The sequence below is a fragment of the Serratia surfactantfaciens genome, from assembly GCF_001642805.2.
Lineage (GTDB): Bacteria > Pseudomonadota > Gammaproteobacteria > Enterobacterales > Enterobacteriaceae > Serratia > Serratia surfactantfaciens.
Genome location: NZ_CP016948.1, coordinates 2,854,830 through 2,874,615 on the forward strand (window position 1 = coordinate 2,854,830; position 19,786 = coordinate 2,874,615).

Below are 19,786 nucleotides of genomic sequence, written 5' to 3' on the forward strand. Positions count from 1 at the left end.
ATTTCGCCCATAAAAAAAGCCGCTATTGCGGCTGTCTGTTCAAACGGATGTTGTTATTGCTGGTCTTCAGTATAAATACCGGCAGAGATAATCGCCCCGCCAATTTCACGCGTGCCGTACAGCACGCCGACGGGGTTGCCCTGCGCCGTGGTGTTGACCGGCCCGCCAAAGGCATAGCTCGGTTTATTTTCCGGGCCTTGCCGCATGCGCAGCCCGCCCATTTGCGGGGAAAGCATTTGGAGGATGCCGCCGAGGGCCATGGAAGCACCGGCCATCGCCGCCATGCCAGTTCCCCCACCCGCCGTAAATGCCCCCAGAGCCCCCGTCCCTGCGCCCGCAGAAACATACATAGCCACGGCAACCAGCGCCACGCCCAACACGGTCTGGAATAAGCCTGCGCGCTTGCTCCCAATCACGACGGGAACAAGGTGAATCTCTTCCGACCCTTTGGTGAACGCCAGCTCATCCTGCCCGACATTGCGTTTACCGACGAAAATAGAAAATGTCAGGCCGCGTTTGTGCGCTTCAAGCATGTAGCGCTCGAAACCGGGCAGCAGATTTTTCATCGCATCGATCGCTTTTGGCACCGTTGGCGCCCGATATTTAAATTCGCGGCCGAAAACCTTAATCATGGGACCATGAAAACGAATGGTTCTGAGAGGAATATCAATAAAATCCATACAGCCTCCAATAAAAAGCCCCACTAGAATGGGGCTGTAAATTTACTTGCGGGCGCTATTTATTATTATTTTACATTCGCGCTTGTTAAGTTCAATACCACCTAGTGCTGTGGTTCCATTTTTACAGTCTGTTGAAAGTTTTCTAATACTCAACGCACCATACCTATCACCTTTTGCATCAAGTAGTTCGTTAATTTTTTTTGAGTCTGACGTATTATATTTTTGCTGAGCATCCATTAATGCCATAAACCAAGCCCACTTCCTTACATACTCACCAAGAATTGGATCTTCGTCTATTTCTTTATGATGACTAAGATATGCATCCAGTGTAGTTGCATTAGCAAAAAAAGAAGTCATAAAACACAAAGCCAGCGCAGAGATTATTTTCTTCATTACCCTTTTCCTTAAGCTGAAAAGTGGAATGATAACATCACATCAGCGCTTTGTGGCGCAACACCTTCACCGTTCGCTCCTTCCAGTAACCGCCGTAAGGCACCCGCTGGCTGAGCATGCCATACATATGGTGCAGCAACAGGCCATCAGCCAGCAGAATGCCGGCGTGGTTGGCCACCGGCGCCGAAACCTGCATGATCACCATATCTCCGGGGCGCGGCGGGCCATCGAACTCGCGAAAGCCGCAGGCATGCCAGTTATCCAGATAGCGGTTTTCACCCCGCTCCCACCACGGATAATCAACCCGATAATCATGCAGCGCCAAGCCCTGCTCCTGCCGGTAATAGCTCATGATCAGCCCCCAGCAGTCGGTATGCCCCAGCACGAACTGGCGGCCCACCAGCGGCAGTTCCCCGCGCGGCATGATTGTTCTCAAGTCACCCTCCGGCCAGCTGGCGATCGCCCAGGGCAGTTCCATCGCGTCGCACTGCGCCTTGTCCAGTTCACTCGGCTGCGTGGTGGCGTCCGGGTGGCTGTGTACAATGAGGGTGATGGTGCCCCATTCGGCGGCGGCCACGTAGTCTTCCGGTGTCAGATGAAACTGCTCGGTGGGGTTGTCCGCCAGGTTGCGGCACGGGAAATAGCGCTCCACGCGGGATTTTTGCGCCACCACGCCGCAGCATTCGCGCGGGTACTCGGCCCTGGCGTGGGCCATAATGGCCGCCGCAGTTTTTTCTTTCATGTTCGCCCCCTATTGCCGGATCAACGCCGCGCCGGGGAAGCCGCCGAACGGCAACGGCTCGTGCTCGCCAAAGCGTTTCTGGCAGTCGCTCAACAGCCCACCGCAGCGATCCTGGCTCGGGTCACCCACCGGGTTGCCCTTGTCGTCAAAGTAACGGCTACCGGCGTAATCGCAGCCCTTGCCAGTGCGATAGCCACCGCGCGAGCACCAGGTGCACAGGCTGTGGATTTGCCGGGTCGGAATGCGCAATCCCCGCAGGTCCGCCGGGCTGGAGAGTTCGAACTCCACCGCCTCATCGCTTTCCGTCGCCTTGCGATCGATGTAGAACACCTGCAGCTTTTCCTGCAGCGGATCGGCAGAAGGGTTCCCCTGCGGGAAATTGCGGGCGTCAAGGTAGTGCACCAGCGTGTCGTGGATCCGCACCTTGGCCTGCGCCATGTCCTCAAACTGCAGACAGAGTGCGCTGATCAGGCCGTTGATATTGGCGACCGACAGCTTGGGCGCATTGCCCTGGCTATCGGCGGAGATCTCCAGCCCTTCGACGCTAAACGGCCACGGACCGTACTCCAGCCCTTGCCACCAGACCGATTTCGCCGGCAGTTTGGTTTCATCACCGCCGGCGGCGGTCAGCTCTTGCGGCGTAAAAGGCAAAGTATCGCAATGAAAGCGCAGAATATCGGCGCCGAACCGGGTGCCGTCCACCTCAATCAGGCGGATGCGGTTGCCCGGCTCCAGCTTTTGCAAATCTGAATTCAGCATCGTCTCCCCCGGTTAAACGTGGAAGGCCTCGGTAAACGTGGCCGTCAGTGAATAGTTGTCCCCGCCCATAGCGACCGGCTTATAACCCTCGCAGCGGTACAGGCCGGGAACTTGCGTCGGTGGCGTCCATTGGAAGGATTTCACCCCGTGATGATTTTCCAGAAAGACGATGATCGGCGTGATGTAGTCATACTTGCCGACAAAGGTCAGATCCCAGGAGCGCACGATCGGGTTAATGCCGTCGCCAGAGACCTGCGCATAGCCGTCGCCGAACTGCGCCTTTCTGACGCGAAAACGCATATCGCCGGCGGCATTGACGCGCGCCGGAAATTCAAATGTCTGAATGCCCATTACATCCCCTTGATTGCTTTCCAAATCGGCTGGCCCGGCATCAGGTTGCGGTTGATCACCTTCTGGCTTTCCTGCGCGGCGATATTCCCCATCTGTTTACCGAACTCGCCCCATCCCGGATCGGCCTGCGAACTGACGTTGCCGCCGTTCTCAATGGTGATGTAGACATTCGGCGCCGCCGCAGGCTGCTGGCCAGCGCCGATCGCCCGCACGCCGAGCGAACCGTCCGCGCCGCGTTTGAGCGGCATGATGGCCTCCGGCCCGGCCTCGCCCATCAAACCTGCTCCCCTGGCGAACGCGAACAGCGTGGGATTGCTGACGATCTGGCCGCTGAATGCGCTCAGCGAAGGCGAGGCATATACGCCGCCCTTGGCGTTAGGGACATAGCCTTGCCAACCGGTCGGCATGCCCATCGCGCCTGAACCGGCCGCGCCCGCGCCGGTGCTTGCAGCCCCGCCCAGCAAACCGCCGCCGATATTCATAAAGGTGGAAAGAATGGTTCTGGTTAACAGCGCCTGCATCGCCAGATCGATCAGTTGCTGAATGATGGACTGCGTCATGGATGTCATCAAACCGAGCATGCTTTGCTTAAAGTTTTGCGTCCCGGTCAGCAGATCGAACATCATGCCGGAGGTCCGTTCCCGCGTCATATCCACCAGCCCCAGCGCCATCTTGTGCACGCGGCTCTGGCCGCCGAACAGGCTCAGCGCCTGCTGATACTGAGCGTCCGACGATTCTTGCGTCGCCGCCTGCATCAGCTGCTCATAGCGCTGTTTATCCAGAATGCCTTGCTGGTAGTAAGCCTGGTATTGCGCCAGCTGCTGCACCAGCTGGTTGTTAAGGCGAGCGACCGGATCCACATCACCGGCAATGTTCATACGCGGCGCAGCGAGCGCATCGGTTTCAGCCTTCAACCGCTGGCGCGTCGTTTCTTGCTGCTGCATCCGACTGGCGGTCTGGTACTCGCGCTCGGTCAACAGCCGCCCGTCATACAACGCCTTCAGCTCCTTGCCGACCTCCTGCTCTTTGCGCATCGCCGCCTGCCCTGGCGCGTATTGTTCAGCCAGCTGCTGTCGCTGCCGCTGATACTTCTCGGCGTTCAGCGCCATCGCTCGCTGCACATCGGCTTGCCCGGCACCGGCCGTCTTGGCTGCTGACATCAGCTTGGCCTGTGCGCTTTGTTCATCCTGGGTGATTTTTTCGAGGCTGCTCAGATGCGCCTGCTCGATTTCCTGACGCAGTTGTTGGTACTGCTCTAGAGCCTGCTGCCGCTCACGACCACGATTATCTGTACTTACCATATCCAATGGATAATCGGGGGGTGGGGGGCCCATCAACTGTGCTGGCGCAGTAACGGGAAAAATATTGCCGGCCGGCTGATTAAAATGACGAGCGGCCCCTGTCAAAACAAGAAGGTTAGCTTGGTCAATATTTTGCATACTAGTGCGAGTATTTTGAATCCCGATGTCTATTGACTCGAGAGCCGCTTCTGCACGCACCCGCGTAGCTTGCATTTGCTTTTCAACACCAAATATGTCGCCCAGCCGACCTGGGTTACTCTGGATTCGTTCTATTCTCTCGTTTGCATAATTCAACAAATTCTGCTGCTTATCTCGCTCACTAAGCTGTTCTTCGAGCTTCTCACTGAGATCTAATTTTCTCAGGGCAAGTTGCTTACTAGACAGTTTTATAAGCTCTGACGTCGTTAGAATCGCAGCATCTTTCAGACTCACTGCCGCCTCTTTGGCTTGCATCGTTTGTTCATAAAAGTATGCCATCCCCAACCCCGCCTGGATGACAACACCGATCGGGCCGCCAAGCGCCCCCAGCGCGACGTTGGCTACGCGAGAGGCAGCACCAACGCCATCTGTCGCCTGAGCCGCCCCGCGCGCCGCCGCAGCCTGATCGCGCCAGGCCGCCGCGCTGTCATTCAGGCCACCGGCCAGTTTCAGCATCTCCTCCGCCCGGCTGCCGCCTTCGCCGGAAGCGCTGCTCGCCTGGCGGGCCGCGTCGTCCAACTGTTTCATCTGCGCCGTCGCGGCGACGGTGATGGACGCAAGTTCGGTGAGCGCCTGCCCATACTGGCGCGAGGTGGCGGCGAGGCCCTGCAGCGACAGCTCAACGCCGGCCAGCCCAGCCAGTTTCTCCGCCAGGCCGCCAAGCGTGCCGCCGATGCGTTGATACGACTCGTCGGTCTTCTTCGCATCCTGCTGAGCCTGGCGGTTAAATTTGGCGGATTGTTCCCCGGCGGTGCGGTAAGCCGCCGTCAGTTTGTTTTTAAAGTTGGTGTCATTCAGTTGCAGCCCGACGACCAACTGTGCGGTATCAGCCATTTCCCAGCACTCGCATAACGTCAGCACACTGCATATCAATACTGCTTTGCGCGGGCTGACCGGGTTGATGAACGGGGGCACTCTCCGCCGCATCGGCCGTCATGCCTTGCAGTTTGAAGTATGCCCGCCAGTGATTCAGGATGTGCGCCGGCAGCGCGGCGATCTTGCGAGGATCCGACTCACCCCAGCGATCGGCCAGTTGGAACACCAACATCAGCCAGGGCGAGTCAGTCAGTTTTTTTCCGCTTCCTCGAGGCTGCCGACCGCATGGCGCTTAACGGCACCGATGGCCTCGACCAGGGTCGGGTTGTCGTGCGCCGCCAGCAGATCGTCTACGCTCGGCAAGGCGCCGGCCGGAATGCGTTTACCGTCTGGCGTCATCAGGCAAGACAGCAGCAGCTGCACGTTGAGCTGCGCGGCTTTGTTCATATCACCGCTATCGATGGCGGCCTTCATGCCGTCTTCGTTTTCCTGCAGCTCTGCGGCTTTCAGGCGGCGGATGAAGGCCTTGGCGCCAAAGATCTGCGTTTCGATCACGTGATCGTCGGATTTCAGCAGCGCCGCTTTCAGCGCTTTCAGATCGTATTTCTCAGTCATCGGTTTTTCCTTGTTCATATAATGTGCTCTGCATGAAGAAAGTTGCCGCAGGCCACATGGCCCGCGGCGGAAGCGATCGCGTCGAGCGCACTCAGGCGTTAACCCAGCGCGATCGTCGGTTCGTCACACCTTCGGGGTGACCGAGCCCCAGGTGTTGCTGTTTTGCTTGCCCTGAACGGTAATCTGAATGACTTCACTCGCCGGAGCAGTGATCTCATTCATTTTCCAGCCGGACAGCGACAGGATGGAGGTGGAGGTGCGGCCGTTAGGCAGCTCGACGTAAAACTGCACCGTTTCGCGCTTGTCCGCCGCATTCAGCAGCGCCGCGAAATCGGCGTTGGACGGATCGTCGATGAAACCGATGGATTTTTCCGCGCCTTCCGGCAGGTCGGAAATAAACTGCTTGGCGGTATCCAGCAGCGTGGTGCAATCGACAAAACCGCCGGTTTGCCCCATTTCACCCACCGCTTTACAGTTGGTCAGCGCCTTCATGGCCGTCGGTGCAGCCCCAACGGTGCCCCATTTGACGATAGTGCCGGCAGGCAGCATGGCGTATTCTGGCGAAGTTTTATCAGCCATAGTTTTTCTCTCTCTTTTTGATGAAGGATGGTAGCGGTCGCTACCGGTTTTCGATGCCATAGCGGACGTTAGCCGCCAGGATGCGTAACACTTGGTGCTTATGGTGATCCAGCGCAGGGCGAATAAACGGGGCGGCGGCTTGCGTTGCCGTGCCGTACTCCTGCGCCAGGGCTCTGTGGTAATGCTGTTTACTGGGGCCAACACGCAACGTCACCGCGTTCCATCCGGTAACGACCGGGCGTATCGCGATGCCGGCGCTCAGCGAGGGTTCGCGGTTTGACGCCCCCCGATCGGCACACTGCCGCATCGTGCTAAGTAGCGGCGCCAACGCGGCATAGCCGGCCTCCGGCAGAATGTGGCTGGCGACATCGCGCCGAATCGTTTCCAATCGGCGAGTCAATTCCGCCATACCGGAAACGTTCATGGCGATCACACCGCCACCTCGGAATAGGTGATGAGGTAATCGCGCACCATCCGGTACTGAACGCGGTTATCAGCCAGGGGCGTGGCGCTCTGCAAAAGGGTGCTGCGCGTGACCGCCTGTACCGGCCATTGGCCAATATGGCCATGCCTAACCCCTTCCCAGGCGTTCAAAACCGCCTTATCCAGAGCGATCAGCCGGGAGTAATCGTCAATCACATACAGCACGATCTGAAAACGGCCCTGCACCAGCGAGCTGTCAACCAGACCGGTATTCACTTTCAGATCGCTGATCTTCTGATAGGTCACGCCTTCTTGCTGAGGATCCGGCAAGATCAGCGGGTAAGCCGCCAGATGGGTTAGCGCGGCCAGCGAGCGTTGGATTTCATCTTCTATCATTTGGGCAAGGTCTCCGTCGTTTTGAGGGTTGAATCGTTCTGCAAACGCATTCGGGCATCAGGAAAGGAACAGTGCACGTTCCGCTGCACGCCGGGCAACCAACCCATCGAGCCGCACGCCGCCCGCATTTACCCAGCGCCCGAACTGGTCGGCCGCCCCTTGCCGATCGCCGGCATTCAGCCGGCGCAGCAGCGTCGAGTTCTCCAACGCGCGCAGGCCCAGGTTATAGGCAAAGCTCACCAGCGCATCGAACTGCCCCTGCGTGATCGTCACCGCCACCCGCCTTTCGACGCCCTGTTCGAATTGGGCAATACCGCACAGCAGCAAACGCTCGGCCGTTACGGCATCGATCGCCATGCCGGCACCCACTTTTCGGCCTGCAACCGGCTGAGTCCACCCGTAGCCGATGGTCCAAACGCCGACCGAGTCCTGATAAGCCTGCAACCGCAAGCCTTCGAAACGCTTAATCAGCGCCATGCCATCGTCACTTATCTTCATGGTTTCCTCCTGACGCTTTATTGAGAAATCGGCGTTCCAATGCCTTGATCAACGATGCTCCCGACCACCCCGCCATGCCGCATACGCCGCCCATCACCTCCGAAGGCCAGTCGTAATGCAGTGCAATCATCACCATGGTCAAACCGGCGAAAATAGAGACGAACAGCTGCAAAAACAGCGTCCTCCAGCTAAAGGTTTCGCCATTCAAGACCTTGAAGGAATAGCTGGCGATCGCCCCCAGCAGCGTCATGCCGAAAGCAAGCAGCATTGAAAGGATGTTTGGTTCATTTTTCCAAGGCATAATCATTACCCTCCCCTTACCGGGGCATAACCCGATGTTCGGGAGTCATGGAAAAGAGCGGCTAAATGCGGCCCCCCTCTCCGTCGTTCCTGTTCCATTTAAAAAGCGGCCATTTACGCGGTTGAAAATGGCTTATTCGTTCTGCTCAACCTGGGCAGATAAATAAGGATTGCGCTGTTTTATAAAGAAGAGGGATTAGCCTCTCGTCGTGGTCATTCAATGACAGCTATTATTCAGTGAGTGATTGACCGTTTTGACAAGGAGGCTAAAAATGAAAACCCCGCCGGAGCGAAGTTTATCTGTCGTGTGGCGGTGCCGGCAGCGACTCAGTTTTATCAGATTACGCGCTTATTTGCGTACGCGTGAGTCTTTTATTATAAAAAAACTAAACCCCGCCGCAGCGAGGTTTATTTATCGTGCGACGGCGCCGGCAACGACTCAGTTTTATCAGATTACGCGCTTATTTGCGTACGCGTGAGTCTTTTATCATAAAAAAACTACCGCAGCGCGGTTTAGTTATCGTGCGGTGGCGCCGGCAACGACTCAGCTTTATCAGATTACGCGCTTATTTGCGTACGCGTGAGTATTTTATGATAAAAAAAACAAAACCCCGCCGCAGCGAGGTTTTGTTATCGTGCGACGGCGCCGGCAACGACTCAGTTTTATCAGATTACGCGCTTATTTGCGTACGCGTGAGTATTTTATGATAAAAAAAACCGCCGGAGCGAGGTTTAGTTATCGTGCGGCGGCGCCGGCAACGACTCAGTTTTATCAGATTACGCGCTTATTTGCGTACGCGTGAGTATTTTATGATAAAAAAAACCCCGCCGGAGCGAGGTTTAGTTATCGTTCGGCGGCACCGGCAACGACTCAGATTTATCAGATTACGCGCTTATTTGCGTACGCGTGAGTATTTTTTAAATTATTGCAACGCGCATACGCTATTATTATTCCTGATGTCACAGTGAAACGAGAAATAAGCCCTCATCAACTTCAACGGCAGCCGTTTCAGCGATCCATACTCAATTTTATATCCAACATCGCCAGGCATCCCCCGATGAATCCTTCCGCCGTTTGCATCTCTTTGCGTATCGTACCGTCTGAACATTTCCTTTTCAGGGCAATCTTGCGCAGAGATATGCCATAAACATGGTGGGCAATGATGAGATCGAACTCTTCGGGTTTGTATTTCTTCAATCTGCCCACGCAACCGTCGATCACCAGGCCGTCATCATCGCAGCAGGAGAGCTCGCCATTCGATTTATAGGACAATAACCCTTTGAACCCGGCGGCAATGGGGGAATAATCGATGCCGCTGTTATCCCTGGCCCATACGCCCCACCGCTCCAACACTTCATTCATATCTCTCATGCTTCCACCTCCTTTGGGCGTTTGCCACATCGCCAGGGCTCCATGTCACTTACCGACGTCGGTCGAGCCGTTGTGCTGCTCGGCGTGCGCCAACGCGCAACAACCGATCCGCCCGGCTTGCTCGCCGAGGGATGTCGCACCAAATACTGTATAAATAAACAGTATCAAGTATACCCAGAGGTATCTTTTTTTCAATAGCGAAAATCCATTTACCTGCAGGTAAATTTAGGTACGATGACCTGATGAAAAGCGAGCAAAAAATGCACCTGCAGGAGATGCGACGAGAGCGCCTGATCATCCTGATCGATAACCTCGGCGTAGGGGGCCAAAAGCGCCTGGCCGAGGCGCTTGGCATTGCCGCAGACTATGTTTCCCGTTTGCTCTATCCGCCGGGCAAGAAAGGGAAAAAAGGCATCAGTGGCGACATGGCGCGAAGAATTGAGCAGTACTTCGCCGTGCAAATCGGCTGGCTGGATGGCCTGGAGCAAATCGGGTTACGCCCCGTCAGGCAGAAGACTTCGCAGGCCTTGGGTAAAACGCTGCCGCTGCTGGCGTGGACATTGCCGTTGTCTCATGAACAGCTGCGCAAAGGAACGACCGTCCACTACCCGGCGATGGTGCAATGCAGCGCTCAGGCCTACTGGTTGCCGGTGCGGGATGACACGATGAACGGCTCTGCCGGCGCCAATTACCCAAAGGGCGCCTTGATACTTGTCGAACCCGTTACTACCGGCATAACCGAGCTCGTGTCCGGCGATAAGGTGATAGCGAAACGCTGCGACAGCGCCGAGCTCATCTTTAGAAGATATGTCGAGGAAGTTGGGCATCGATGGCTTAAGGGAAGCATGCCGGGTTGCCCGGCGCTAAATGCCGATGAGTACGCGATTATCGGGATGGTGCTTGGCGCCTGGCTGCCCTAGCCCATGTGCCTGCGTTGAGAACCGCATAAAGCAAAAAACCGCCAACCTTGCGGCTGGCGGTTTTTTTGCACTCAGGGTGCCGGTACTGCTTTATCATGGTGCCGGCTACCGGAATCGAACTGGTGACCTACTGATTACAAGTCAGTTGCTCTACCTACTGAGCTAAGCCGGCTGAATTTGGCGGAAGGACAGAGATTCGAACTCTGGGAGCTGTTACACTCGACGGTTTTCAAGACCGTTGCCTTAAACCACTCGGCCATCCTTCCAATGGGCGCTGATATTAGCGATACCGTTATGAAATGTCTATCGTTTTCATGCAAAAAAATCGCATCGGCGGTACAGTTGCCTAAACTTCAGGCCTTAAACGCTTAAAAAATGAAAAGCCCCGTGAAAACGAGGCTTTTTTGTTCGGCCGAAACGCGGTTATTTCGGCTGCGAATCGTAGTCTGAACAGGTTTGATAGCCTTTGTTCATAACGTGGCCCGTATCGTTGTAGCTGACAAAATACGTCTGCACCTTGCCGTCGCGCGGCGCCACCGCATAGGTGTCGCAGGTACCCTGCGCGTGAACCAGCGTGGCGGTTGTCGACGGCGGACCGGCAATCGCCCGCACCTGCTGCTTGGTCATCCCTACTTTGACATCGCTAACCACCGGCTCGTTGACATAACTGGTTGCCCGGTCATAGGCGGTACAGCCGGCAAGAATGGAAAATACCGCCGCAGTGCCGACGGCCAACACCAACTTCTTCGTCATAGCTTGTCCTCTTGGAGTGCGTTTGTTGTCCCCTAAGTCTAGAAGCGGAAAGGCTTTTCTACAAATTCCCCTTTGTCGATCGGTGCGTTTTTTCTCACGAGCGGCCATCGCGGGCGCGACATCGGATTCAAAAACCGAAATCGCTCAAGGCCGGGATATCGTCCGGGCGTCGACCGAGCGGCCAATGGAAACGCCGATCCTGCTCGCGGATCGGCATGTCGTTAATGCAGGCATGACGATTGATCATTAACCCATCCTGATTGAACTCCCAGTTTTCGTTACCGAAGCTGCGATACCAGTCGCCGGAATCATCGCGCCATTCATAAGCGAAACGCACCGCAATGCGCGCGCCGTCAAACGCCCACAGTTCCTTAATCAGCCGATACTCCAGCTCTTTCGCCCACTTGCGTTGCAAAAAACCGACCACCGCCGCGCGGCCGTCGACAAATTCCGCGCGATTCCGCCAGTGGGTATCGAGCGAATACACCTGCGACACCCGCTCAGGCTCGCGGCTGTTCCACGCATCCTCCGCCAGCCGCACTTTTTCAATGGCCGAGTCGCGGGTAAAAGGCGGCAATGGGGGTTTAATGCTCATGTTCATCTCCTGGGTGAAGGTATGTAGACAACTCTGTCTACAATATTACGCTAGCGCATGTAGACAGAGTTGTCTACAATCACCCGAAAATAGCCCGGGAGAAAATGATGACCGCCGATCTCAACGCCTTGCCCGCCCGCCAGCGCATTTTGCTGACGGCGCACGATCTGTTTTATCAGGAGGGGATCCGCGCCACCGGCATCGATCGCATCATCAAGGAATCAGGGGTGACCAAGGTGACGTTCTACCGCCACTTTCCCAGCAAGAACGACCTGATTACGGCGTTTTTGGCCTATCGCCATCAGCAGTGGCTGGGCTGGTTCAGCGCATCGTTGGCGCGCCATGTGGCGCAGGCCGGCGGGCTGCTGCCGGCGCTGGCCCCCTGCCTGGCGGAATGGTTCGACGATCCGCGCTTTCGCGGCTGCGCATTTATCAATACGGCGGTGGAGATCGCCGACCTGCTGCCGGAAAGCCTGCAAATCGCCAGCCAGCATAAGCGGCAGATGACGGATGAGTTGGCGCGCCACCTGCCCGCCGGCCCACAGCGGGAACAGCACGCAGCGATGCTGGCGATGTTGATCGACGGCGCCATTGTCAGGGTGCAGATAGAGCGGCAACCACAGGCAGCGCTGCAGGTGCTGGATGCCACGCTGACAATACTGGCGCAAGGCGGCTTCGATCAGTAATTGGCCCAGATGCCCGGCGTCACCAGCTCCAACAGGTGGGCGTCGGGATCGCGAAAATAAATGCTCTCGCCGCCCTGCTCCCAACGCATTCGTCCCTCAATCTCCACGCCGTTGGCCATCAGATGCCGTTCCCAATGCAGCAGCTGTTCTTTCGCCACCGCCAGCCCGATATGCGCCGGCCCCACGCCATCGTGAGCGGGAATAAAGCCGGTCGGATACTGCGCCCCGCGCAGCGAATCACCCTCGACAAACAGCAGCAATACGCTCCGATCGCCGACGTTATAGGCGCGAAATCGCTCGTTGGCGACCATCACCGGCAGCTGCAGCACCTCTCGATAGAAAGCGTCCGCGCGCTCAATATCGCTGACGTACAACACCGTCTCGATCACTTTATCGATCTTGAGCTCCATATCACCTCCGCTCTGTTTGCTGTATTGACAGCGTAGGCCGAGGGGCGGAAACCCAAAGCGCTTCCCGTGCCGCTCACGGATCAATCCGTGCTTCTTTACAGGCAAAAAAAAGCGCGGCCCGAAGGCCGCGCGATGACATTCACATGCAGAGGCTTAGAACTGGTAAACCAGGCCCACGGCAACCACGTTGTCGGTGTTGATACCGGCAGCTTGGGTGAAGTCGTTGTTGTCCAACAGGTTGATTTTGTAGTCAACATAGGTGGACATGTTTTTGTTGAAGAAGTAGGTCGCGCCCAGGTCGACGAATTTGACCAGATCTTCATCACCGTAGTCCTTGCCGTTGCCGGCGCGGCCCAGGTCTTTACCTTTGGTCTGGTTATAGCCTACGAACGGACGCAGACCGAAGTCGAACTGGTAGTGCGCGTAGGCTTCGAAGCTCTGCGCCTTGTTGGCGTAACCGAAAGCATCGCTGGTAGAGCTACCGAAACGCGCCGCGTTGTAAGACTGGGTGAACATCACAGCCAGGTAGGTATCGTTGGCGTCATATTTCAGACCGCCGGAATACCCTTCTGCTTTATCGCCGCGGCCCATGATGTTCTGGTAGCCGCCACCGCCGTTCTGCTCGCTGGTACGACGAGAGTTGAAGAAGGCGCCTGCGGCGCTGATGCCGTAGCCCATGTCATAGCTCATGGACATGCCGTAGCCTTCGCCGTTCTGACCCAGAACGTCACGACCGTTGTTGGTCTCTTCAGCGCTGCCGTTTTTACCCTGGTACTGCAGGGCGAAGTTCAGGCCGTCAACCAAACCGAAGAAGCCGTTGTTACGGTAGGTCGCCAGGCCGCTGGAGCGTTGGAACATGAACTGGTCAGCGCCGTAGGTCGAGCCGTCGAACTCAGGCTGCAAGTCGGTGTAAGCCGCGACGTCGTACAGCACGCCGGTGTTACGGCCGTAGTCGAAGGAGCCGTAGTCGCCGAATTTCAGACCGGCGAAGCCGTAACGGGTGAAGTTCTTGTTGTCCTGATTTTCAGCGTGGTTCAGGTTGGCCTGATATTCCCACTGGCCGTAACCGGTCAGCTGATCGCTGATCTGCGTTTCGCCGCGCAGGCCAAAACGCATATAAGACTGATCGCCGTCCGCACCGTTGTTGCTGGAGAAATAGTGAAGACCGTCGACTTTACCGTACAAATCCAGTTTATTACCGTCTTTGTTGTAGATTTCCGCCGCGCCTGCTGTGCCTGCAACCAGCAGTGCGGGTACCATCAGAGAGAGTACTCGAAGTTTCATCGTTATTATCCTCGTTAATTATGTCGAGCTACGGCCACTGCCCTTTTCGAGCATTATTAGCACGACTGTGCATTACCATTCTGGTAACAAGGGTTATATTAATCCAGAAAGAAAATGATACCAAGTATCCGATAGTGTTTCATTGTAATTAATAAAGGTTTCAAAATGTAAATACGCGCGAACTTTCACAAAACCTTACAGACAAACAAAATAAAGCACTTAAAGACAAAGAATAGATTAATTGATAAAAAATCATGTAGTTATACATATCTTTAAGAAAAAAAAGCCAACCATACAATTGAACCGGGCAATAAGCACATTGTGCCAAAACGCTGTCCGCACGCAGCCGCTATAATCACTTCGCTATCATCATTATTTTCATTATTACCTTCATTACCCGAAGATAATTTCTGCATTCCTTTAACCGGCTTCTGGCCGGTTTTTTATTTTTCTTCACACTCTCCTCACAATTTCGATCCGCACAAATAGCAAGCAAATAAATAACCCCATGATATAGTTTCACTAATTTACTTCCGCACTAATTGCTAATCTTTTTCCTTATTTTAGTCTACAAATTGAGCTTGCTTTTCATTTCGTGCCTTATCCCGCCCATTATTTTCCACCGCAGGCATAATTAGCCGCGGAGTTTCACTTCTGGTAGCCTGAAAAAACCGCCCTTGCTGCGAGCAAATAGATAATGAAGCCATTTCAACCCGACGCGCTGTGGCGACGGCTGCAAAGCTCGTCTTTCCGCGCCCGCTTCCGTTTAAATACCAAGGATCAAGCCTATCTCGATGACAAAGGCTTGCCGCTGATCCTCAGCCATGCCCGTGATTTTATCGATCGCCGCCTGGCCGCCGCTCACCCCAAAAACGATGGCAGGCAGACGCCGATGCGCGGCCATCCGGTGTTCGTCGCCCAACACGCCACCGCCACCTGCTGCCGCGGCTGTCTGGAAAAATGGCACGGCATACCGCAGGGCGTCGCACTGGACGATCGGCAAAAAGACTATATTGTCCAGGCGATCAAGCTGTGGCTGGTGCGCAGCGGCGGCGCCAGAGAGGAGCCAGGCGCGAATCTTTTCGACCCGGATCGCGGATTGTGATAAAAACTGTCAGTAACTTTCGCCACTCTTTTGATCCAAGATCCTGACGCTTACATGACAGCCACCTTGTGCAATGAACAGCAAACGCCCGGCGTTCCTCAACAGATCGCCACCCGCCTGGCCTTTTTCGTCGCCGGCCTCGGCATGGCCGCCTGGGCGCCGCTGGTGCCCTTCGCCAAAGCACGTATCGGCATCGATGACGGTTCGCTCGGCCTGTTGCTGTTGTGCATCGGCGCCGGCTCCATGCTGGCGATGCCGCTGACCGGCTTCCTGACCGGAAAATTGGGCTGCCGCGCGGTGATCCTGATGGCGGGGCTGGGGCTGTGCATCGATCTGCCGTTGCTCGCGCTGATGGATTCCCTCGGCGGCATGGCCGTGGCGCTGCTGCTGTTCGGTGCGGCGATCGGCATGATCGACGTGGCGATGAACGTACAGGCGGTGATCGTCGAGCGCGCCAGCGGCAAAGCGATGATGTCCGGCTTTCACGGCTTTTTCAGCATCGGCGGCATTGCCGGCGCCGGCGGCGTCAGCGCGCTGCTGTGGCTGGGGCTGACGCCGCTGCAATCCACCCTGCTCACCGTGCTGGCGGTGATAGTGCTGCTGGCGTTCGCCAGCCGCCATCTGCTGCGTGAGAGCGGCGCCGACGACGGCGGGCCGATGTTCGTCTTGCCGCGCGGCTGGGTGATGTTTATCGGCATTTTGTGCTTTATCATGTTTCTGGCGGAAGGGTCGATGCTCGACTGGAGCGCGCTGTTTCTCACCACCTTGCGCGGCGTCGAACACAGTCAGGCCGGCCTGGGCTATGCGCTGTTCTCCATCACCATGACGCTCGGCCGGCTCAATGGCGATCGGGTGGTGAACTCGCTAGGCCGCTACCGGGTGCTGCTGCTGGGCAGCCTGTGCGCCGCTCTCGGTCTGAGCCTGGCCATCGCCTTCAATCACGCCACCGTTTCGCTGGTCGGCTTCATGCTGGTCGGCCTCGGTGCCTCGAACGTCGTGCCGATCCTGTTCAGCGCCGCAGGCAACCAGCGCGACATGCCGGCCAATCTGGCGATCGCCTCCGTCACCACCGTCGGCTATGCCGGTATTCTGGCCGGCCCGGCGCTGATCGGTTTTATCGCTCAGTTTTCCAGCCTGACGGCGGCTTTCGCCTGCGTAGCCGTTCTGCTGTTGGCGGTCACCGCCAGCGCCAGGGCCGTCACTCGCTGATTCAGGAATGCGCAGCCACTATGCAAAATAAGCAACTGACCATTAGCTCCAGCAATATCACCCGCTGCTTCCTGCTGTTTATCGTACTGCTGACGATCGGCATCGGTCTGTATGGCTACAACTACACCAACGCCTGGTTGGCGGAAAAGAAATACACGCTGAACAGCATCGCCGGTTCGCTGCAAAAACGCATCGACACCTACCGTTACATGACTTACCAGGTCTACGACAAATTCGGCAATGCGCCGGCGCAGAATGCCGATCCCGGCTTGCAGGAGACGCGCCTGCGGCCCGACGTTTATTATGTGGAAAAGCAGCATAAGAAAACCGATGCGGTGATCTTCGGCAGTCATGACGAGAACACGCTGGCGATGATCGCCAATATCTCGGACTACCTCGACACCCGCTGGGGCGCCAAGACCGAGAACTACGCCATGTATTATCTCAATGGCCAGGACAACAGCCTCAGTCTGATCACCACCCAGCCGCTCAAAGAGCTGGCTTCGCGCTTTCGGGAAAGCTACCTGACCACCTCTGCGGACGAACGCCGCGCCGAGATGCTGCAGCAGGCCAATATGCTCGACGAACGCGAGAGCTTTTCCGATCTGCGCAAGCAACGCTTCCAGAACGCCTATTCGTTCTCGATTCGCACCACGTTCAATCAGCCGGGACATCTGGCGACGGTGATCGCCTTCGATATGCCGATCAACGATATCATTCCTGCCAATCTGGCCCGCGCCAATTTCCTGTTGCTGCCAGACAATGCCGATCTTGACGACAACGCGATTCCGACGGAAACCGCACTCGGCTCCCATACGACGATGAGCGGTGGCTGGGTCGAGTTCAGCGCCGCCTTGCCCAATGCGCCGCTGAAGGTGGTGTATCGCGTTTCGGCCATCAATCTGGCCATCGATCTGCTGCGCAACAACATCTGGCTGATCGCGGTCAATCTGTTGCTGCTGGGGCTGTCGATGTTGAGCATCTACTTTATCCGCCGCCAGTACATTCGTCCGAGCGAAAATATGGCGGTGGAGCTTGAGGCCGAGCGCGCGCTGAATCAAGAGATCATCGCCAGCCTGCCCTCCGGCCTGCTGGTTTACAGCTTCGCCAACAATACGGTGATCGCCAGCAACAAAATCGCCGAACATCTGCTGCCGCACCTCAGCCTGCAAAAAATCGCCCACATGGCCGAACAGCATCACGGGGTGATCCAGGCTACGGTCAACAACGAGGTGTATGAAATTCGCATTTTCCGCAGCCAGCTATCGCCGGACACTTACCTGTTCCTGATGCACGATCAGGATAAAGAGGTGATGGTGAACAAGCGGCTGCAGCAGGCACGACGCGAATACGACAAGAACGTTCAGGCGCGTAAGCTGATGTTGCACAACCTGGGCATCGAGCTGAACCAGCCGGTGCGCCAGATGCACGATCTGGTCGATCGCCTGCGCATCTCGTCGGGTGAAGATCAACAGCAGGCGCTGTTGGGCCAGCTGGCGGCGGAGTCGGCTTCGGTGCTGGGATTGATCGATAACATCACCCTGCTGACCCGGCTGGAAACCCAGGACTGGCAACCCACGCGCGAACCGTTCTCCCCTGCGGCAATGGTCGATGAGCTGCTGCTGGAGGCCCTGCCCGCCCTCAACCAGAAGGGATTGGCGCTGTTCAAGCATTTCCAGCTGGACGTCGAACAAAACTACATCGGCGACGCCAACGCGTTGCGCAAAGTGATCTCGCTGCTGGTGCAATACGCCATTATCACCACCGCCTGCGGCAAGATTTCCCTGGTGGTCGACCATGAGCCCGAACACCCGGACCGCCTGATTTTTCAGATCAACGACACCGGCTCCGGCATCTCCAACGAAGAGATCAGCAACCTCAACTACCCGTTCCTCAGCCAGACGCTGGTGGACCGCTTCAATCACGGTTCCGGTCTCACCTTCTTCTTGTGCAATCAGCTGTGCAAGAAGCTTAACGGCCAGTTGGACATTCGCAGCAAAGTGGATATCGGCACCCGCTATACCATTCGCGTCGCTATGGAGATGGAGAAAAAAGAGCCGCAGGATCAGGAAAAGCTGCTCGACGGCGTCACCGCCCTGCTGGACGTCACGTCGGATGAAGTGCGCGGCATCGTGACCCGCTTGCTGCAAGCCTACGGTGCCGACTGTATCGTCGCCGAAGATCGGGCGGTCAATCGCGATTATGACGTATTGCTGACTGATAACCCGCAGCGCGCCGATGATTACACGCTGTTGCTGGCGAGCGATGAACCGGGCTGGCAAGCATTGGACAAGCGCTACATTCGGGTGAACTACAACCTGAACGGCGCTTTAATCGACGCCGTGCTGATGCTGATCGAACAGCAAATGGCCGCGCTGGAGCAGGAAGAAAGCCCGCTGTCATTGAGCTCAGAAGATATCCAACTCTATGAAAAACAATTGAAATCAAGTGATTACTATGGGCTGTTTGTCGATACAGTACCCGACGATGTCAAAAAACTGTATACTGAGGCGGGCAGCAGTGATTTCAATGCGCTGTCACAAACCGCACACCGCCTGAAAGGCGTGTTTGCCATGTTAAATCTGCTTCCCGGCAAGCAGCTGTGCGAATCGTTAGAACAGCGCATCGCAGAAGGTGATGCGCCCGAGATCGAGAATAACATCAGTCAGATTGATTTTTTCGTCAGCAGACTGCTGAAGCAAGGTAGCCAACAACATGAATAACCTGAACGTAATTATTGCTGATGACCATCCTATCGTACTGTTTGGCATCCGGAAGTCGCTTGAGCAAATTGAATGGGTGAATGTCGTTGGGGAGTTCGAAGACTCAACCGCACTGATCAACAATCTGTCCAAGCTGGACGCCAACGTGCTGATCACCGATCTGTCGATGCCGGGTGACAAGTATGGCGACGGCATCACGCTGATTAAGTACATCAAGCGCCACTATCCGCAGTTGTCGATCATCGTGCTGACCATGAACAACAACCCGGCGATCCTGAGCGCGGTACTGGATCTGGATATCGAAGGCATCGTGCTGAAACAAGGCGCACCGACCGATCTGCCGAAGGCGCTGGCCGCCCTGCAGAAAGGCAAGAAATTCACGCCGGAAAGCGTCTCTAAACTGCTGGAGAAAATCAGCGCCAGCGGCTATGGCGACAAACGTCTGTCGCCGAAAGAGAGCGAAGTGTTGCGTCTGTTCGCCGAAGGTTTCCTGGTGACCGAAATCGCCAAGAAACTCAACCGCAGCATCAAAACCATCAGCAGCCAGAAGAAATCGGCGATGATGAAGCTGGGCGTCGAAAACGACATCGCCTTGCTCAACTACCTCTCCTCCGTCAGCATGACGCCGCTGGACAAAGAGTAACCCTCGCCTCACGGCAGGTTAACGCCAAACAGGCA

General features: G+C 56.3%; 23 protein-coding genes and 2 tRNA genes. 6 read left to right on the forward strand and 19 right to left on the reverse strand.

Features of this window, described 5'->3' with window-relative positions:
* Nucleotides 1-53: 53 nt before the first annotated feature.
* From ATE40_RS13390 to ATE40_RS13450, 13 genes are all read right to left on the reverse strand, one after another.
* Complete coding sequence (locus tag ATE40_RS13390; protein WP_063919762.1) at nt 54-680, reverse strand: tail assembly protein; 627 nt, start codon at nt 678-680, stop codon at nt 54-56.
* A gap of 42 nt (nt 681-722) precedes the next feature.
* Nucleotides 723-1,073, reverse strand: coding sequence for a hypothetical protein (locus tag ATE40_RS24740; protein WP_019453668.1), 351 nt, complete (start codon nt 1,071-1,073; stop codon nt 723-725).
* A 37-nt stretch (nt 1,074-1,110) separates the two neighbouring features.
* Nucleotides 1,111-1,815 (reverse strand): C40 family peptidase, encoded by a 705-nt coding sequence (locus tag ATE40_RS13395; protein ID WP_063919763.1) that lies wholly within the window; start codon nt 1,813-1,815, stop codon nt 1,111-1,113.
* Between the two features lie 9 nt (nt 1,816-1,824).
* On the reverse strand, nt 1,825-2,574 hold the full coding sequence (locus ATE40_RS13400; RefSeq protein ID WP_063919764.1) for a phage minor tail protein L: 750 nt from the start codon (nt 2,572-2,574) through the stop codon (nt 1,825-1,827).
* A 12-nt stretch (nt 2,575-2,586) separates the two neighbouring features.
* Nucleotides 2,587-2,925 (reverse strand): phage tail protein, encoded by a 339-nt coding sequence (locus tag ATE40_RS13405; RefSeq protein WP_004935824.1) that lies wholly within the window; start codon nt 2,923-2,925, stop codon nt 2,587-2,589.
* Entirely contained in the window at nt 2,925-5,285 is a 2,361-nt protein-coding gene (locus ATE40_RS13410; protein WP_244889045.1) for a phage tail tape measure protein, read from the reverse strand. The genes ATE40_RS13405 and ATE40_RS13410 overlap by 1 nt, the downstream gene beginning before the upstream one ends.
* Before the next feature lie 204 nt (nt 5,286-5,489).
* Entirely contained in the window at nt 5,490-5,855 is a 366-nt protein-coding gene (locus ATE40_RS13420; RefSeq protein ID WP_025160180.1) for a phage tail protein, read from the reverse strand.
* Nucleotides 5,856-5,978: 123 nt separating this feature from the next.
* A complete protein-coding gene (locus ATE40_RS13425; protein WP_016926946.1) occupies nt 5,979-6,434 on the reverse strand; it encodes a major tail shaft subunit in 456 nt (151 codons plus the stop codon).
* Between the two features lie 40 nt (nt 6,435-6,474).
* On the reverse strand, nt 6,475-6,858 hold the full coding sequence (locus ATE40_RS13430; protein ID WP_244889095.1) for an HK97-gp10 family putative phage morphogenesis protein: 384 nt from the start codon (nt 6,856-6,858) through the stop codon (nt 6,475-6,477).
* Nucleotides 6,859-6,863: 5 nt separating this feature from the next.
* The gene (locus ATE40_RS13435; RefSeq protein ID WP_063919767.1) at nt 6,864-7,253 is read right to left on the reverse strand and encodes a hypothetical protein; all 390 of its coding nucleotides are present in this window, start codon (nt 7,251-7,253) and stop codon (nt 6,864-6,866) included.
* A 57-nt stretch (nt 7,254-7,310) separates the two neighbouring features.
* A complete protein-coding gene (locus ATE40_RS13440; protein ID WP_019453677.1) occupies nt 7,311-7,751 on the reverse strand; it encodes a lysozyme in 441 nt (146 codons plus the stop codon).
* Nucleotides 7,738-8,058, reverse strand: a complete 321-nt coding sequence (locus ATE40_RS13445; protein ID WP_019453678.1) for a phage holin family protein — start codon at nt 8,056-8,058, stop codon at nt 7,738-7,740. Before ATE40_RS13445 ends, ATE40_RS13440 begins: the two co-directional genes overlap by 14 nt.
* A 1,002-nt stretch (nt 8,059-9,060) precedes the next feature.
* Complete coding sequence (locus ATE40_RS13450; RefSeq protein ID WP_019453679.1) at nt 9,061-9,423, reverse strand: antiterminator Q family protein; 363 nt, start codon at nt 9,421-9,423, stop codon at nt 9,061-9,063.
* A gap of 242 nt (nt 9,424-9,665) precedes the next feature.
* Between ATE40_RS13450 and ATE40_RS13455 the strand changes: the two genes are divergently transcribed.
* Nucleotides 9,666-10,343, forward strand: a complete 678-nt coding sequence (locus tag ATE40_RS13455) for a LexA family protein (protein WP_019453680.1) — start codon at nt 9,666-9,668, stop codon at nt 10,341-10,343.
* A 96-nt stretch (nt 10,344-10,439) separates the two neighbouring features.
* On the opposite strand, the gene ATE40_RS13460 is transcribed toward ATE40_RS13455, so the two are convergent.
* The 4 genes from ATE40_RS13460 to ATE40_RS13475 all read right to left on the reverse strand — a co-directional run bounded on the left by ATE40_RS13460 (nt 10,440) and on the right by ATE40_RS13475 (nt 11,691).
* Nucleotides 10,440-10,515, reverse strand: a tRNA-Thr gene (locus ATE40_RS13460).
* Between the two features lie 6 nt (nt 10,516-10,521).
* Nucleotides 10,522-10,609: transfer RNA gene (locus ATE40_RS13465), tRNA-Ser, on the reverse strand.
* A 157-nt stretch (nt 10,610-10,766) separates the two neighbouring features.
* Complete coding sequence (gene osmE, locus ATE40_RS13470) at nt 10,767-11,096, reverse strand: osmotically-inducible lipoprotein OsmE (protein WP_019453681.1); 330 nt, start codon at nt 11,094-11,096, stop codon at nt 10,767-10,769.
* Between the two features lie 127 nt (nt 11,097-11,223).
* Nucleotides 11,224-11,691 (reverse strand): nuclear transport factor 2 family protein, encoded by a 468-nt coding sequence (locus tag ATE40_RS13475; protein WP_063919768.1) that lies wholly within the window; start codon nt 11,689-11,691, stop codon nt 11,224-11,226.
* Nucleotides 11,692-11,798: 107 nt separating this feature from the next.
* Here ATE40_RS13475 and ATE40_RS13480 point away from each other — a divergent pair, with 107 nt between their 5' ends.
* Complete coding sequence (locus ATE40_RS13480; protein WP_063919769.1) at nt 11,799-12,377, forward strand: TetR/AcrR family transcriptional regulator; 579 nt, start codon at nt 11,799-11,801, stop codon at nt 12,375-12,377.
* On the opposite strand, the gene ATE40_RS13485 is transcribed toward ATE40_RS13480, so the two are convergent.
* Both ATE40_RS13485 and ompC read right to left on the reverse strand, forming a co-directional pair.
* Nucleotides 12,371-12,787 carry a VOC family protein gene (locus tag ATE40_RS13485; RefSeq protein WP_019453684.1) on the reverse strand — a complete coding sequence of 139 codons (417 nt, stop codon included), beginning with the start codon at nt 12,785-12,787 and terminating at the stop codon, nt 12,371-12,373. The genes ATE40_RS13480 and ATE40_RS13485 overlap by 7 nt on opposite strands.
* A gap of 153 nt (nt 12,788-12,940) precedes the next feature.
* Nucleotides 12,941-14,071 (reverse strand): porin OmpC, encoded by a 1,131-nt coding sequence (gene ompC / locus ATE40_RS13490; protein ID WP_025160179.1) that lies wholly within the window; start codon nt 14,069-14,071, stop codon nt 12,941-12,943.
* Between the two features lie 697 nt (nt 14,072-14,768).
* Between ompC and ATE40_RS13495 the strand changes: the two genes are divergently transcribed.
* From ATE40_RS13495 to rcsB, 4 genes are read left to right on the forward strand one after another with little or no spacing between them, the layout of a single operon-like run.
* A complete protein-coding gene (locus ATE40_RS13495; protein WP_019453686.1) occupies nt 14,769-15,176 on the forward strand; it encodes a DUF4186 domain-containing protein in 408 nt (135 codons plus the stop codon).
* Between the two features lie 54 nt (nt 15,177-15,230).
* A complete protein-coding gene (locus tag ATE40_RS13500) occupies nt 15,231-16,385 on the forward strand; it encodes an MFS transporter (protein ID WP_063919770.1) in 1,155 nt (384 codons plus the stop codon).
* A 20-nt stretch (nt 16,386-16,405) separates the two neighbouring features.
* Entirely contained in the window at nt 16,406-19,108 is a 2,703-nt protein-coding gene (gene rcsD, locus ATE40_RS13505; protein ID WP_019453688.1) for a phosphotransferase RcsD, read from the forward strand.
* On the forward strand, nt 19,101-19,751 hold the full coding sequence (rcsB, locus tag ATE40_RS13510; protein ID WP_019453689.1) for a response regulator transcription factor RcsB: 651 nt from the start codon (nt 19,101-19,103) through the stop codon (nt 19,749-19,751). The genes rcsD and rcsB overlap by 8 nt, the downstream gene beginning before the upstream one ends.
* Nucleotides 19,752-19,786 lie beyond the last annotated feature (35 nt).

Coding starts and splice junctions, on each gene's coding strand:
- ATE40_RS13435 (WP_063919767.1), bottom strand. CDS start 7,253: ATGATAGAAGATGAAATCCAACGCTCGCTGGCCGCGCTAACCCATCTG.
- ATE40_RS13395 (WP_063919763.1), bottom strand. CDS start 1,815: ATGAAAGAAAAAACTGCGGCGGCCATTATGGCCCACGCCAGGGCCGAG.
- ATE40_RS13445 (WP_019453678.1), bottom strand. CDS start 8,058: ATGATTATGCCTTGGAAAAATGAACCAAACATCCTTTCAATGCTGCTT.
- ATE40_RS13400 (WP_063919764.1), bottom strand. CDS start 2,574: ATGCTGAATTCAGATTTGCAAAAGCTGGAGCCGGGCAACCGCATCCGC.
- ATE40_RS13495 (WP_019453686.1), top strand. CDS start 14,769: ATGAAGCCATTTCAACCCGACGCGCTGTGGCGACGGCTGCAAAGCTCG.
- ATE40_RS13390 (WP_063919762.1), bottom strand. CDS start 680: ATGGATTTTATTGATATTCCTCTCAGAACCATTCGTTTTCATGGTCCC.
- rcsD (WP_019453688.1), top strand. CDS start 16,406: ATGCAAAATAAGCAACTGACCATTAGCTCCAGCAATATCACCCGCTGC.
- ATE40_RS13480 (WP_063919769.1), top strand. CDS start 11,799: ATGACCGCCGATCTCAACGCCTTGCCCGCCCGCCAGCGCATTTTGCTG.
- ATE40_RS13420 (WP_025160180.1), bottom strand. CDS start 5,855: ATGACTGAGAAATACGATCTGAAAGCGCTGAAAGCGGCGCTGCTGAAA.
- ATE40_RS13485 (WP_019453684.1), bottom strand. CDS start 12,787: ATGGAGCTCAAGATCGATAAAGTGATCGAGACGGTGTTGTACGTCAGC.
- ATE40_RS24740 (WP_019453668.1), bottom strand. CDS start 1,073: ATGAAGAAAATAATCTCTGCGCTGGCTTTGTGTTTTATGACTTCTTTT.
- ATE40_RS13455 (WP_019453680.1), top strand. CDS start 9,666: ATGAAAAGCGAGCAAAAAATGCACCTGCAGGAGATGCGACGAGAGCGC.
- ATE40_RS13475 (WP_063919768.1), bottom strand. CDS start 11,691: ATGAGCATTAAACCCCCATTGCCGCCTTTTACCCGCGACTCGGCCATT.
- ATE40_RS13450 (WP_019453679.1), bottom strand. CDS start 9,423: ATGAGAGATATGAATGAAGTGTTGGAGCGGTGGGGCGTATGGGCCAGG.
- ATE40_RS13500 (WP_063919770.1), top strand. CDS start 15,231: ATGACAGCCACCTTGTGCAATGAACAGCAAACGCCCGGCGTTCCTCAA.
- ompC (WP_025160179.1), bottom strand. CDS start 14,071: ATGAAACTTCGAGTACTCTCTCTGATGGTACCCGCACTGCTGGTTGCA.
- ATE40_RS13425 (WP_016926946.1), bottom strand. CDS start 6,434: ATGGCTGATAAAACTTCGCCAGAATACGCCATGCTGCCTGCCGGCACT.
- ATE40_RS13440 (WP_019453677.1), bottom strand. CDS start 7,751: ATGAAGATAAGTGACGATGGCATGGCGCTGATTAAGCGTTTCGAAGGC.
- osmE (WP_019453681.1), bottom strand. CDS start 11,096: ATGACGAAGAAGTTGGTGTTGGCCGTCGGCACTGCGGCGGTATTTTCC.
- ATE40_RS13405 (WP_004935824.1), bottom strand. CDS start 2,925: ATGGGCATTCAGACATTTGAATTTCCGGCGCGCGTCAATGCCGCCGGC.
- rcsB (WP_019453689.1), top strand. CDS start 19,101: ATGAATAACCTGAACGTAATTATTGCTGATGACCATCCTATCGTACTG.
- ATE40_RS13430 (WP_244889095.1), bottom strand. CDS start 6,858: ATGAACGTTTCCGGTATGGCGGAATTGACTCGCCGATTGGAAACGATT.